Source organism: Acidithiobacillus sulfurivorans, assembly GCF_018853815.1.
Classification (GTDB): domain Bacteria; phylum Pseudomonadota; class Gammaproteobacteria; order Acidithiobacillales; family Acidithiobacillaceae; genus Acidithiobacillus; species Acidithiobacillus sulfurivorans.
This window is the reverse complement of sequence record NZ_JAAOMP010000166.1, coordinates 1-14102: the sequence shown is the minus strand read 5'-3', so window position 1 is coordinate 14102 and position 14102 is coordinate 1. Positions and strand designations below refer to the sequence as shown.

Annotated in this window: 11 protein-coding genes and 2 pseudogenes; 4 read left to right on the top strand and 9 right to left on the bottom strand. The window is 37.5% G+C overall.

Going from position 1 to position 14102, the window contains the following annotated elements; translation table 11 throughout:
• Positions 1 to 382 (top strand): IS66 family insertion sequence element accessory protein TnpB (gene tnpB / locus HAP95_RS15520; RefSeq protein ID WP_215885040.1); only part of this gene is annotated, 382 nt, incomplete at its 5' end.
• A gap of 160 nt (positions 383 to 542) precedes the next feature.
• Positions 543 to 704: pseudogene (locus HAP95_RS17210) on the top strand (IS5/IS1182 family transposase); the annotation flags it as partial.
• 442 nt (positions 705 to 1146) lie between these two features.
• On the opposite strand, the gene HAP95_RS15510 reads toward HAP95_RS17210, so the two are convergent.
• Positions 1147 to 2526: an amidase gene (locus HAP95_RS15510; RefSeq protein ID WP_215885038.1), complete on the bottom strand. Its 1380-nt coding sequence runs from the start codon at positions 2524 to 2526 to the stop codon at positions 1147 to 1149.
• Positions 2527 to 2697: 171 nt separating this feature from the next.
• On the opposite strand from HAP95_RS15510, the gene HAP95_RS15505 reads away from it, so the two are divergent.
• Entirely contained in the window at positions 2698 to 3651 is a 954-nt protein-coding gene (locus tag HAP95_RS15505; protein ID WP_215885037.1) for an IS1595 family transposase, read from the top strand.
• Between the two features lie 27 nt (positions 3652 to 3678).
• Here the strand turns inward: HAP95_RS15505 and HAP95_RS15500 are convergent, their stop codons facing one another.
• The 3 genes from HAP95_RS15500 to HAP95_RS15490 are packed head-to-tail and all read right to left on the bottom strand — an operon-like array spanning position 3679 to position 6560.
• Positions 3679 to 4437 (bottom strand): aspartate/glutamate racemase family protein, encoded by a 759-nt coding sequence (locus HAP95_RS15500; protein WP_215885036.1) that lies wholly within the window; start codon positions 4435 to 4437, stop codon positions 3679 to 3681.
• Positions 4438 to 4450: 13 nt separating this feature from the next.
• Complete coding sequence (gene hydA, locus HAP95_RS15495) at positions 4451 to 5836, bottom strand: dihydropyrimidinase (protein WP_215885035.1); 1386 nt, start codon at positions 5834 to 5836, stop codon at positions 4451 to 4453.
• A 16-nt stretch (positions 5837 to 5852) separates the two neighbouring features.
• The gene (locus tag HAP95_RS15490) at positions 5853 to 6560 is read right to left on the bottom strand and encodes a hypothetical protein (RefSeq protein WP_215885034.1); all 708 of its coding nucleotides are present in this window, start codon (positions 6558 to 6560) and stop codon (positions 5853 to 5855) included.
• Positions 6561 to 6667: 107 nt separating this feature from the next.
• Between HAP95_RS15490 and HAP95_RS15485 the strand changes: the two are divergent.
• Positions 6668 to 7620 (top strand): annotated as a pseudogene (locus tag HAP95_RS15485) (IS1595 family transposase).
• On the opposite strand, the gene HAP95_RS15480 reads toward HAP95_RS15485, so the two are convergent.
• The 5 genes from HAP95_RS15480 to HAP95_RS15460 all read right to left on the bottom strand — a co-directional run bounded on the left by HAP95_RS15480 (position 7617) and on the right by HAP95_RS15460 (position 13676).
• Complete coding sequence (locus HAP95_RS15480; RefSeq protein WP_215885033.1) at positions 7617 to 8405, bottom strand: ABC transporter ATP-binding protein; 789 nt, start codon at positions 8403 to 8405, stop codon at positions 7617 to 7619. The pseudogene HAP95_RS15485 and the gene HAP95_RS15480 sit on opposite strands and share 4 nt — an antisense overlap.
• Positions 8380 to 9252 carry an ABC transporter permease gene (locus HAP95_RS15475; RefSeq protein WP_215885032.1) on the bottom strand — a complete coding sequence of 291 codons (873 nt, stop codon included), beginning with the start codon at positions 9250 to 9252 and terminating at the stop codon, positions 8380 to 8382. Before HAP95_RS15475 ends, HAP95_RS15480 begins: the two co-directional genes overlap by 26 nt.
• A 1024-nt stretch (positions 9253 to 10276) precedes the next feature.
• Complete coding sequence (locus tag HAP95_RS15470) at positions 10277 to 11302, bottom strand: ABC transporter substrate-binding protein (RefSeq protein ID WP_215885031.1); 1026 nt, start codon at positions 11300 to 11302, stop codon at positions 10277 to 10279.
• A 63-nt stretch (positions 11303 to 11365) separates the two neighbouring features.
• Complete coding sequence (locus HAP95_RS15465) at positions 11366 to 12388, bottom strand: ABC transporter substrate-binding protein (RefSeq protein ID WP_215885030.1); 1023 nt, start codon at positions 12386 to 12388, stop codon at positions 11366 to 11368.
• 19 nt (positions 12389 to 12407) lie between these two features.
• Positions 12408 to 13676, bottom strand: coding sequence for a hypothetical protein (locus HAP95_RS15460; RefSeq protein ID WP_215885029.1), 1269 nt, complete (start codon positions 13674 to 13676; stop codon positions 12408 to 12410).
• Positions 13677 to 14102 lie beyond the last annotated feature (426 nt).

Below are 14102 nucleotides of genomic sequence, written 5' to 3'. Positions count from 1 at the left end.
GTGGCCTGATTCTGCATCTGGTGCGGGGCTGATGTTTTTCCCGGAAGGTCGGGTACGGGTGCATCTCTGCGGCCAGCCGGTGGACATGCGCAAGTCCTATGACGGGCTGTATGCGCTGACCCGCAGTGTCTTGCGCCAGAATCCACTGTCTGGACATCTCTTTGTGTTCATCAACCGGCGGGCCACCCAGATGAAGGTGTTATATTGGGATCGCACCGGATTCTGCCTCTGGGCCAAGCGTCTGGAGCGCGGTCGCTTTCTCCCGGACTGGCAGAAAGTGGTGACCCGGGAGATGGATTGGACGGATCTCAAGCTGATGCTCGAAGGGATTGTGCCGGGCGCGCAGCGCAAGCGTTATCAAGCGCCGGAAACAGCGGAATAACGCGCTTTTTTATGACTTTTTCAGGCCTTTTTTATGGACAAGATCAGTGATTATTGCTATGATTCTACACATGAAAAACGTAACGGCAGCGGCCCTGTTTCCGCCCCCTTTAAGTCTCTGAAAATTTCAGGATATAACGCCGCTCAGTTACCGGTTACATCGTGCACGCGTGGAACACGTCTTCGGTGCGATCGCGCAGCAAGGTGGAAAAATCCTGAGGACCGTAGGGATCTCTCGGCCCAAGGTGAAAATTGGGATGATGAATCTGGTCTACAACATGCGTCGCTTTACCTACTTGTTGAAGCAAGAGGTGGCCTGGTAGGGAGTAATCCCTCCAAAATCGGCAAAAACAGCAAAAACAGCAAAAAAGTATAGAAAACATCATGAAAATGATAGATAATCTGAAAAATTCGTTAAAAAGAGCGAATGGAGAAGGCGTGTGCCCGTCTCAAACCGCGAGTTTTTTGTTATTCGAGGTACTCTATATTTTATCATATATATATGAAACAGGAAGGCTTTTCGAAGTGCCCGATAGTAAAAATTTGAATAAATGGGTTGTTTGGAGGTTTACTGCAGGAGTCATGACACACCAGGCTGACCATCACTATTTTATAGTGGAATCCTCCGCCCTCAGCCTGAGCCCCGGCTGCCGCTCTGAAGAGCGGGAAGGACGAGGCTTCCACACCGAAACAGCAGGGACTTTTTCGCCCATTGAGGGCTCAAAACCCCCGCGCCGCTTTATCCCCCCCTTGAAAAGGGAGGTTTTAGCTAGTTGGCGCATGGATAAAATATGGCCTAATTATAGACTCAGCAATTTTGGCAATTAACAACAAGTTTTCATCATCAAGGTATTGAGAAACAAACTGCAAACCTACAGGTAACCCTTTATCAGTAAAACCAATTGGTAAAGAAATGGATGGACATTTAACATAATTAAATATCGGGGTAAAAGCTGCATGATCCCGCGGACCAGCTTGAACTCCTCCAATTGTCTCTGGATAAAGCTTTGATTTTTTCCATGCTGTAGTAGCAATCGTTGGACAAATAAAAACGTCGCACTTAGATAAACATGATTGAACATTATAAAATATTTTTTCTCTTTTATACAGCAAACTAACCAAATCAGAACCGGTGATATTTTTTCCAATATCTATTTGTTCATTTATCTCATCAGTGAGAATTTTAGGATCAACATCTCCATAGAACGCAGCCAAACCAGCCTGCTGAAGTGCCAACAACGGATAAATTTCATAAGATTCACCAAATGGATTTTCGTCAATTGAAATATTCCAGTTATTATTAGACAGCAAATCTATTATTTTTTTAATAATAACCTTTATTTCTTCATCAATCAGATATTTTGAGCCAAGAGTTTCAGAATATATAGCATTGATTTTGGTAATATTTCTAACTCTACGTTTACAATAAATGCTATTAAAATCTAATTTGTTATAACCAGATAAATAATTCGTAACAAGCCTTGAATCCTCGACATATTCAGAAATTATCGATATTGTTGAAAGCAAGAAACTAGGATCTTTGAATCCTAAAGGGTTTGATATTAAACCATTTGAAGGCTTATAACCAACTAAGCCTGTCAAAGCTGCAGGTCTTCGTGCAGAACCACCTGCATCCGTAACCAGAGCAAAATCCCCCACGCCCAGGGCACATGAAGTTGCTGCACCACCAGACGAGCCGCCAGGTGTTAATTCATCATCAAACGGATGATTAGTGTCACCTGTTTTATAGTTTTTAGTAATCCCAACGCAACAGAACTCGCTACACGAAGTAATAGCAAGTGGAATAGCACCTAATTTAATTAATTTATCAACACTATGTGACGAAAATAATGGAATATGATTTTCGTATACACGGGAACCAAAGCTTGATGGAAAATTTTTTAACATCAAATTATCCTTTATTGTAAAAGTTACCCCATCTAGCTTTTTATATATTCCATTAGCCCTTCTCTTATCTGATTTCTTTGCGAGCACCAAAGCATAATCAAACAAGCTTTCTGATATTGCATTTTTTTTAATGCTATTATTAATTGGCTTCTGGAAACTTGAAATTATTGATTCAAGTGTATACTTTTTAGCATTGTTTAAAGACGATAAAATTCTTGAACTAGCATTTCTATTCATTCTATTAGACCTCTTAATTTTAGATAAATAATCAACCAAAATATAATACAATACAATAAATTTATTAAATAAAATTTAATTATTCCTGATTAGCACGATGTTTAAGCTGTACTTTCATACAGTAATCCATCCTGATATAATCCACTGATTCTTATGACAGTGAGGTGTCCCATGGCGATGAACCGCGTGCAGTTTCAGAAAGGATTGTCTCTCCCCGATTTCCTGCAGCGTTTTGGCACCGAGGAACAGTGCGCAACGGCCCTGGAATCGGCGCGTTGGCCAGACGGATTTCATTGCCCACAGTGTGACGGTGCCCGACATTCTGTTCTGAAAGGCGGCTCGCGCAAGACCTTTCAGTGCAGCCATTGTCGCCATCAGACTTCGTTGATTGCCGGAACCCTCTTTCAAGGAACGCGTTTGCCTTTGACCATTTGGTTTCTGGCGATTTACCTGATCAGCCAGGCGAAAACCGGGTTGTCCGCATTGGCGCTGAGTCGCCAGCTCGGTGTCAGCTACCCCACGGCCTGGCGCATCCATCACAAGCTCATGCAGTCCATGCTGGAACCCGAAGCACTCTACACGTTGCAGGGTTCCGTACAAGCCGATGATGCCTATCTGGGCGGGGAACGATCCGGTGGCAAACCGGGACGAGGCTCCGAAAACAAGGTGCCTTTTGTCGCGGCCGTCTCGGTCGATGCACAGGGGCATCCTATCTACGCGCGATTCACCGCCATTAAAGGATTCACTGGCCCCGCCATTGAAAACTGGGCGCGCACTGCTCTGAATACCGAAGGTCAGGTCCTCACCGATGGTCTTCCTTGCTTCAACGGCATAGCCGATGCCAGACGGGTGCATGCGGTGATTGACTCTGGTAGCCGCAAACCGAGGGATTTGCCCCGGTTCAGCTGGGTCAATATTGTGCTGGGCAATCTCAAAAAGAGCCTTTCCAATGCATACAATGCCTTTAAGTTTCGGAAATATGCGCAACATTCTCTCTCCACCGTGACTTATCGCTTCAACCGCCGTTTTAATCTGGCCATGTTACCCATGAGTTTACTTCGCGCCGACATCAACACTGGACCAAGGCCCGAGCACTGGCTCCGCTCAGCGGAATCATCGTGCTAATCAGGTACATTAATATAATTAATTAATTTAACGAGATGAGTTATTTATTCTTAATAATCCGTTGACATTATCGGACAGTCCAAGTGTTTTTTTAATTGTTACTGAATTATTAACCTTTCTTTTTAATATAGCAGATTTATGCAAATTAATACATGATTTAATTGCAATATCAAGAGAGTCAATAACTGGGAATTGTACGTTTTCCAATAGGAATGCAACCCCAGCAAGAGGTGCACCAGCAAGCAAAAAAACATCAGGTTTATTATTTATTTCTAAGTTATTACAATAGTTACAAATCATCGTTGTTATCTCATCAATAAATTTTGAATTGTTTGCATCTATATTCATAAGATCAATATCTAGTGAATTAATGAAAACAATATTTTTGCTAAACCCTAATTCATAAATAATTTCTTTATACCAATCAATAAAACTTCTTGATATAGTAAAAATGCCTATATTTGTTCCTATAAGACGAGCATGGAGGAGTGAAGCCTCTGTAAGCCCAACAACTGGAATATTTACAATTTTTCTTAAGATTTGGACGCCGGGATCACCAAAGGCAGCTATTATTATCGCATCATAAAAATTAACATTCTCGGATATATAATCTAAAACTGCATATGATGCGATCATTGCTTCAACTTTGTTTTCGATATACTCAACCCCAAGAGATACATTCTTAAAATCAATTTTCACATCTCCATAATCAGAAAAAGAACATGCGTTTTGTAAGATTTTAGTTATCTTGGATGATATATTTGGATTTAACACTAAAATATTCATGGTCTAGCACCTTTTAACGAGGGGAACGCGGAATAAATTTTCCAGTACAAACATGTGGATTTAAAAAACCATTATTATAAAGGATATGACCATTAACAAATACCATCTCTGGCCAAACTGAAACTTTTCTTCCTTCATATGGGGTATAATCCACGTTATGATGTAAATTTTTGTTCTTTATGATAATGTCAGCCTCTTTCCATATTACAATGTCTGCATCAGAGCCAATAGATATAGTTCCTTTTTGAGGATATAATCCAAAAAGTTTTGCCGGATTTACAGAAGTAATTCTCACAAAATCTTTTATATTTATAAACTCATTAGTCAACACTTCAGAGAGCAAGAGTGACATTCTTGTTTCAATACCAGGAATCCCATTGGGAATCTCATTAAAATTTGGTGTATTAGATTTGAAAAATTTTCCACTTGAATTATTACAATAAGGCGCATGATCTGAGGAGAAAATATCTACATTTCCATTTTTAATATTATTCCAAACAAACTTCTGATTATCAACACTTCTTGGAGGTGGACTACAAACGTATTTTGCAGATTCTTTAATATCTTTAGAACATAAATTTTCTGTAGACAAAAATAAGTATTGAGGACACGTTTCTGCGAAAATTTTTATATTATTTGCTTTAGCTTCGGCGATTATTTTGAAGGCTTCTTTACTTGAAACATGAACTATTAGCATTTGTGCATTAACTAACCTGCATAAGGTCGCAGCTCTATTAACTGCTTCACTTTCAATGTATTCTGGTCGAGATTCTGCATGATAATATGGGTTTTTAAATCCTTGAGATAGCAAAGTATTTGTAAGCCATAATATACATTCATCATTCTCAGCATGAATTAGTGCAAACCCACGGTTTCTTGAGATACAATCCAATAATCTTATTATATCAAAATCATTTAATTTTAACTCTTCATAAGTCATATACATTTTGAATGACGAGTACCCTCTATTGATTAATCCTGGTATCTCATCCAACGTTTTACCTTTATTTAAGTCTGTAATTATTATATGAAATGAATAATCACAATACGCATTGTAATTTGCTTTTTCATGATAATCTAATATCGCGCTTGTTAAACACTCTCCTTTTTCTTGTAATGCAAATGATATAATTGTTGTAGTTCCTCCACATATTGCTGATTTTGTACCTGACTTAAAATTGTCAGCCATCTTACTTGAATTCCCAGTATGTTGATCTAAATGACAATGCGTATCAACACCGCCAGGCAATACAATTTTATTATGTGCATCAATTATCTTTTTACTTTCACTCAAATTTTTACCTAGTTCCTTGATTTTACCATTCTCGATCCCAATGTCAGCGAAGTATTCTTCCTCATCAGTGAAGATATGACAATTTATAATTTTACTATCAAGCATAAAATCTCCGTACTTATCAATTAAAGAACATTCCCAAATTATTAGTTACATTTAAATTAAAGAATTTTATGATTTTATTAAATAATATGTTTATAGGATCTACAATTTGAATACCATATTCCTCTTCAAATGAATCTATAATTTTATAACTCCAAATATTTGTACACATAGGTATGCATATCTTTTCGTTATTCATAGAAAGCAATGCACATTCAGAATATATAGATCTTGTTGAAATATTTGAAAATGAAAAATTATTAGTATAATCATAATATTTATTATTTAATACTTTTATCCCAAGATTTATAAAGTTTTGAATTATTTTATTGTGTATAATTTCTGAATAAGGCGTAAGAAGGTTTATTTCTGAAACATCTTTATATTCTAATTGATTAATAATTTCAGCATAGCAAGAAACGAAAGGACATTTAGCATGCTTTTTTATTTCATCCATTAATTGTAACTCATGATCTAATCCTAACCAACTTCCAGAAGTGCCTGCCCAAACAATCATATTAAAATTTAGTTCACTTGATTCACTAATAATTTTAACAAAATTAAAACTATCAAATTGATTATCAGATTGATTCAAAGCGCTTATTGTTTTAACTGGAATTTTAAATACATATGAATCAAACATTTTAAATTTATGATTAAAATCTTCTATAGCTCTTTCCACAACTATATTAGTTGTTGGAATAATAAAAAGTATCCTTGGGTACATATATTAGCTCCTTAATCCTACCTGATCAGCACGATGCTTAATTTGTACTTTCATACAGTTATTCAACCTGATATAATTCAATGATTTATATGACAGTGAGATGTTCCATGGAAATGAACCGCGTGCAGCTTGAGAAAGGCTTGTCCCTCCCCGATTTTCTGCACCGTTTTGGCACTGAGGAGCAGTGTGCAACGGCCCTGGAATCGGCGCGTTGGCCAGACGGGTTCCATTGCCCCCAATGTGAAGGTACCGGTATTCTGTTCTGAAATGCGGCTTGCGCAAGACCTTTCAGTGCAGCCATTGTCGCCATCAGACTTCGTTGATTACCGGAACCCTCTTTCAAGGAACGCGCTTGCCTATGATCCTCTGGTTTCTGGCAATTTACCTGATCAGTCGGGCGAAAACCGGGGTGTTCGCATTGGCGCTGAGTCGCCAGCTCGGCGTGAACCACCCCACTGCCTGGCGCATCCATAACAAACTCATGCAGTCCATGCTGTAACGGGAAGATCTCTATACGCTGCAGGATTCCGTACAAGCCGATTACGCCTATCTGGGCGGGGAACGATCCGGTGGCAAACCGGGGCGGGGCTCCGAAAACAAGGCGTCTTTTGTCGCGGTCGTCTCGGTCAATGCGCAGGGACAATCTATCTACGCGGGATTCACCGCCATTCAAGGATTCAGCGGTCCCGCCATTGAAAACTGGGCGCGCACTGCTCTGAATACCGAAGGTCAGGTCCTCACCGATGGTCTTCCTTGCTTCAACGGCATAGCCGATGCCAGACGGGTGCATGCGGTGATTGACTCTGGTAGCCGCAAACCGAGGGATTTGCCCCGGTTCAGCTGGGTCAATATTGTGCTGGGCAATCTCAAAAAGAGTCTTTCCAATGCATACAATGCCTTTAAGTTTCGGAAATATGCGCAACATTTTCTCTCCACCATGACTTATCGATTCAACAACCGTTTTAATCTGTCCACGTTACCCATGAGTTTACTTCGCGCTGCCGTCAACACTGGACCAAGCCCCGAGCACTGGGTCCGCTCAGCGGAAACATCGTGCTAATCAGCATGTTTTATTTTAAACTCAATGTCATATTTTAATTTCATTAAATCATTATCATCATGGGCTCTGGGATGATTGACATTGTTTTTTATAACTTCAACACTTCCATTTTTAAGAATCAGGACATCTGTTGAAATCTTTACAGCTTCTTCTATTGAGTGTGTAACAAATAAAATTGTTAAACCATGTTTTAACCATATATTAATAACAAGATCTTGCATATCCTCCCTAGTTTTATGGTCTAGGGCAGAAAACGGTTCATCCATTAGGAGAATATCTGGCAACATAATTAGAGCCCTAGCTATACCAACTCGTTGTTGCATACCGCCAGACAATTCATGAGGATAGTGTTTTTTATAATTTGACAATCCTACTTCATCTAGAATTTGATCACAAAGACTTAATTTTGTCTTTTTTGGTAATTTTTTATGATCTAGCGCACAAAAAATATTACCTAAAATAGTTTTCCAAGGAAACAATGTTGGCGATTGGAATACTACAGAATGTTTTGGGCTTGGTTTAATAATTTTATTACCAGCAATAAGGATTTCACCCGATGTAGGTTTATCAAATCCAGCAATCATATTAAGCAAAGTTGTTTTACCAGTACCACTTGGACCGACAACAACACTAAAACTACCTTCATTTAGTTTTAACGAAGAGCTTTTTAGGATTTGATTAATATTATTTCCAGAATTAAATTGTTTACTAACGTTTCTGAAAGTAATATAATCTATATCAATATTCTTTGACACCATATTAACCTCTGATCCCAATATCATCATGCCAGTATAATAGTTTCCTTGTAATCAATCTAACTAAAACATCGGTAAAAAGACCTAAAAGACCTATTGTTATCATACAAGCATAAACGGCAGGATAATCAAAATAATTATACGCATTCCAAAGTGTATAACCAAGCCCAGAATGCACCCCCATCATTTCAGAAGTAATTTCCATCATCCAGGCCAGACCTAGACCAATTCTTAAACTACCAGCTATTCCTGGCAATGCAGCTGGCAGAACAATTTTAGATATGATCATTATACTACCATATCCTAACATTCTTCCTACACGCAAGTAGTCTCTGCTTACACTTGATACGGATGCAATACTAGCAGCCATTATTGGAAAAAAAGCACCATAAAATGTCAAAAAAATATTAGTTTGATCTCCTAATCCAAATATTACAATTGCAAGTGGGAATATTGTAATTGGTGGAACTGGACCTAATATCCTAAACATTGGAGTAAAAAAACTGTCAATAAATTTATTCATCCCAATACCGATACCAGCCAAAACTCCTAAAAAAGAAGCTAGGACAAATCCACTTGCAAGCCGTATGAAAGTAACGTAAAAATCTTTATTAAATGTGTTATAATAAAATAAGTTGCTTGAACCCGCTGAAATTTTAATCCCATTCCAAGTCAAAAGTGCATTATATACACTAACTGGAGTAGGAACCAACCCAGGCGATGCTAGCTTAAACCATCCAACACTCAACCAAAATATCAGAATTGAAATTGGCAATATTAAACCAATTAAAACATACTTAATGTTATTTAATTTTTTTAAATTCATATTTATTATTACAGCTCTTTTATTTTGATGCTGAATAAAATTTATCGCCATGACACACCTCAAAATATACAGGTAACTTAATAAGTTGTTAAATTTGAAATTTCCACTCTGAACCTTATTTAAGCAGAAAGTGATCTGGTGAAATCCATACAACGGTTTAGTAAACACAAAATGCTGTAATGTATCCAAAAGCGGCTTTAAGCCGATAGACGAATCAACCAGCTATTCCTGTAGATAATTGCTGGCTGAACCCACGGTAATTACCTAGCAAATAGGACGACTTTAGATCTCCTGTGGAACTGTGTACCAATAGAAGACGTTCACATACCTATACCGGCAGCATATCAAGGCCTTCACATTGCTGTGTTTCACTCAGAACACACAACGTGTCCTCAAGCCTTCAGTGCGAGCAGACTGCCAAACGAGCAGATGACGCTGAACAGATTTTCGGATATGACCGGACAATTCCGAAGTAGATGTTTTCAAGCCAATGAAACCCACTTCCATATCTCGACGTTTAATGGCTACCAAGATCGACATTTTTTCATCTACACCACATCCACTTTTGAAACCAGATCGGCGTCTGCCTAAGAAGGTATTAGCAAACTCGAAGTCACCCATTAAGCAGTTATTACTGTCAAAATCCACCATTTGACACATCTTTCGCAACATTTGGTGAGCTTTTATTAAGGAGATCCAGATCTGATTGAACAAGAATGAGTCCAACAAGGCTCTCTTTTTGTAGGCTATCAGATAGATTACAAGAAACAACTGCACTAAGGTCAGATTCGTGGAATGAATGATTGTGTCCACAGATACTGAGATATGGCGTCGACATTGATCGCGCTGAAAGGCAATTCTGGAAGCTAGCCAGTCTCCCTGGTGGTGCCAGAACTTGGAGCTTAGAAAACCTTTGAGCAAGTAGTGCTGTTTAAGTGCTCCACAGCACTCCTTTTTTGTAGAAAATCGTGTCCGACATTGCTGCAAGTTTAAGGCTTTCGCTATCATATGTATACCTCAAAATACTAATAATGACATATTCGATCAGATTTTATATACTAACCAATAGGATTAATTATTGCAACTCTTTGTAGGTTTTACCCGTAGCGAGTTCTAAAGGTCCATAATCAATATATTCTCTAATTGTTTGCATACTTAGAGGTTGGCTTATAAAACCATATTTGTGCATAGCAACGGCCATTTCATAAATCTTATTAGCATTCAACGTATATGATGGCTCAAGTTGATTTAAAGTGATTTTTATGGCTTCATCACTAACATTGGAATATCTTTTTATTACTTTTGACCAATTTTCTTTTCCCTGCATTGATTTTAAATCTGTTGTCAACAAAACCATCCCTTTAGCTACATCATTTGTAATCAATTTATTGTTTTCTATGAATTTTTTATTCATCAAAACTAGATTTGTTAGATCACCTGCTGGCTGGTCGTATGGATACGCAAAATTATATCCAATTTTTTCCAGAATAATTTCTGCACCAAATGGTTGCACAGGCACAGCAGCTTGTGCAGAATTTGTAGATAAAGCTCCAGCCATTCCAGGATATGGTACATTAATCAATTGAATTTTCTTAAGATCGATATTTTTCTTTGCTAACAACAAACGAAGTTCAATATCTTGAACTGATCCAAAAAAGCTAGCAATAGTTAATTTACTCCCATTTTTGTATTTATCATCTACTAACTTAGTAAAAGAATCCCAATTACCTGGTTCTACATTCAAGTCTGATCTAAGTATAAAATTAGAACCCCCGTTACATTGTCCAGAAATAGCTCTGACAGGAACTTGCTTGTCTATCATACTGACAAAACCAGTATAAATATTTTGAGCCACCTGTATATCATTGGAAAGCAACGCCGACGTTATTGTCGGAATATCTTGAAATGATTGAACCCTAATGTTATAACCTGGGAGATAATTTGCCAATAAAGTTATAGCAACAGAATTCGCCCCTTCTAAAAATCCAATATTTAGAGTTCCTTTTTTTTCGGAAGCAAACACATCACTACTAGCACCCAGCATGATTCCTGCAGCCAGCATTCCGCTTGACTTAATAAAATCCCTTCTACTTGTTTTCATGATATTTCTCCTACATAAGGATTGTTTAAAATAAACTTAAATTAACTACCATTTATTCATTTACTAACGACCAAGCTGATCCGGTGTTTTTCCGGTTGCCAATGATAAGTACTTATATTTTATGCATGCCTGCAATTCCTTGTCATTTAGTTTTTTTGAAATAAATCCTGTGTCATACATTGAATTGGATATCGCCAAAATTTTACTCAGCGGCATATGGTAATCTGGCTCCAAAGTAATTAATGAATGCGATATTATACTTTTATTAAATTTAACATATTTTATAATTACATTTTCCCATGCCTCATGACCTTTATCTGTTTGTATATAATTTATAAGGTGAACCATATTCTTTGCTATTTGCTTATCCAATTGTGGATTACTATCATAAAATTTCTTTGTCATGATCACGACATTTGTCAAATTTCCCGCAGGCTGGTGCAAAAGATATGAAAAATGTTTGGCTATGTGATTCATAGTAATATCTGCTGCAACTGGTTGCACAGGGACTGCAGAATCAATTTGATGCGATGCTAAGGCACCATACATGCCTTGGAAAGGAACATTTACAAATCGAACTTTTCTAAGATCTATTCCGTGTTTAATTAGGGCCAATCTAATATCTACATTTTGTACTGTGCCAAACTGTGATCCAATAGTAAATTTATCACTAGCAGAATCAATAATTTTTTTCAGCTTTACCCAATTACCCTGGTCAATGTCTATTGAATGTTTTAAAACAAAGTCTGATCCTCCATTTACCTCACCACTAATAGCTACTATCGGTACATCTTTTGATATTAATGATACCAGGCTAGGATAGTCAATTTGTGCAACTTGTTCGTGATTCGTAAGTAACGATGTTACCAACGTTGATAACGTTGTGTATGGTGTAAATTTTACTTCTTTATCTCCTATTTTAGGTCCAAGAAGAGCCATCGCTAGGCAGTGTGCACATTCTGGGGCTCCTACATGAATGAACTTACCATGGAATGAGGTACTCGCGGCCGCTACATTTGTAAACACTAAACTTGTAACAATTATTGCTGTCATTCTTATAACAAATTTATTTAATTTGATTTCCATATTCTTACTCCCTGTTTAATTAAAATAAATACTGAAGATCTAACTGTTCGTAATATGCATCCTTCCCTTCTGGTGCACCACCACCAGTATCAAAACTAAGTTCATTTGTTATTGAAAAGTTTTTTAATTCATTGATCCCATTATATTGGATTGTCCAATCTAGTTCTGTACTCTTTCCAATATATGTGTTGTATTGTGCATAACTTGCATTAGTATTAATTTGTGGACTAAATAAATACGATCCGGCAACTTGCCATGCATTACCGGCTCCTAATTGCACTAATCCGACTATTATCGAATTGGTATACAGAGCACCGATATTATAAGGGCTTACAACTCCTCCATTCAGAAAGGCTCCTGGCTTTGGTTCATTCTCGTTGTAAGATAAGCGCAATTGTGCATTTTTGTATTTAACTCCACTTGTAACACCGTATGTTACGCTATTAATATTTCCAAGTATTGACTTATTATTAAACTGTCGAACGTATTGAACACCCAGATTAGGCTTGAAGCTACCTAAGTTTTTAGAAAAGCTTGCACTCATGTAAAACATTTTAGCAATTTTATAGAAATCATAGTACCATGCTTCAGTTTTCATGAAATTATTTGTATATTTTGCTCCAAAAGCCAGAGTTCCTGGTGTTTGTGGTGCAGTGTATGGCAATTTTCCAAAAGTTCCATACAAACTATCACCTTCATAAGTTGCTGGATAATAATAGTTATCGTTATAATAAGCGTTAGAGGTTCTGCTTTGCCATCTAAACTCACGCAATGCATAAAGCTTTATGTTTTTATTCGGTGTATACTTTGCAAATATCGCCTGATAGCTATCAGGTAGAAGCATTGGATCATGACTATGTAGCCATGGCATGTTATGTAACATCTGATCGCCTGCTTTAATTACAATATTTTTTGGGATACTAAACTCAATATAAGCCTGCCCTAAAGAGTTTATTGAATTTTTTTCTCCCATTAATAATGGATCATAAGAATTTTTACTTTGATCGTACAAACCAAAATTATGAGCAGTAAAAAAACTTAATCCTCCACTGAAATACTTTAAGAAAGTTGGTGACTTAATGTTTAATATTCCACCTAAAGCGAAGGCTCTCTGATTCTGTGCACCGTTATATCCATTATAAAAATAGAAACTTCTTACAAAACCATTAATTGCAAATCCATCTATGTAAGAAGGGGCTGCACCATATACTGCCCCTGTAAAAGCGTATGCACCAACCGCATGCAACATTCCGAAAGTCAATACTGTATATTTTAGTTTCTTTATCATTTAAATTCTCCATATTTACATAAGCACAAAACGATGTTATTGCATTTAAAATGTTCACAAAAATTGAGTACAATCTTGTAAAGCATTTATTGTGCCAACTTTATTATTTTTAAAAACGTTAATAAACAATGAGATGCCGATTTTTTTGCGCTCTGTTTTGGTGCGCAACCGTCTTTTCTGGTGCAAAAATGCTTTGTTTTGGTGCAAGTGTTTTTGTACTAGCAGGCTGTCGGACTTTCCCTTTGCCTAAAATTATCGTATAATTACTTACGATTCAATGTGATGAGTGATTTTATGGCCCACTTCCTCGATGCTGACCGCAAGACCGATTATCTTCTGCCACCTTCCATGGACGACTGGCTCCCAGAAGGGCACCTGGCCCGCTTTATTGTGGAAGTTATTGATCAGCTCGATCTCTCGCTACTG

Coding starts and splice junctions, on each gene's coding strand:
- hydA (WP_215885035.1), bottom strand. CDS start 5,836: ATGCTTGATAGTAAAATTATAAATTGTCATATCTTCACTGATGAGGAA.
- HAP95_RS15470 (WP_215885031.1), bottom strand. CDS start 11,302: ATGAAAACAAGTAGAAGGGATTTTATTAAGTCAAGCGGAATGCTGGCT.
- HAP95_RS15480 (WP_215885033.1), bottom strand. CDS start 8,405: ATGATGATATTGGGATCAGAGGTTAATATGGTGTCAAAGAATATTGAT.
- HAP95_RS15475 (WP_215885032.1), bottom strand. CDS start 9,252: ATGGCGATAAATTTTATTCAGCATCAAAATAAAAGAGCTGTAATAATA.
- HAP95_RS15500 (WP_215885036.1), bottom strand. CDS start 4,437: ATGAATATTTTAGTGTTAAATCCAAATATATCATCCAAGATAACTAAA.
- HAP95_RS15505 (WP_215885037.1), top strand. CDS start 2,698: ATGGCGATGAACCGCGTGCAGTTTCAGAAAGGATTGTCTCTCCCCGAT.
- HAP95_RS15490 (WP_215885034.1), bottom strand. CDS start 6,560: ATGTACCCAAGGATACTTTTTATTATTCCAACAACTAATATAGTTGTG.
- HAP95_RS15510 (WP_215885038.1), bottom strand. CDS start 2,526: ATGAATAGAAATGCTAGTTCAAGAATTTTATCGTCTTTAAACAATGCT.
- HAP95_RS15460 (WP_215885029.1), bottom strand. CDS start 13,676: ATGATAAAGAAACTAAAATATACAGTATTGACTTTCGGAATGTTGCAT.
- HAP95_RS15465 (WP_215885030.1), bottom strand. CDS start 12,388: ATGGAAATCAAATTAAATAAATTTGTTATAAGAATGACAGCAATAATT.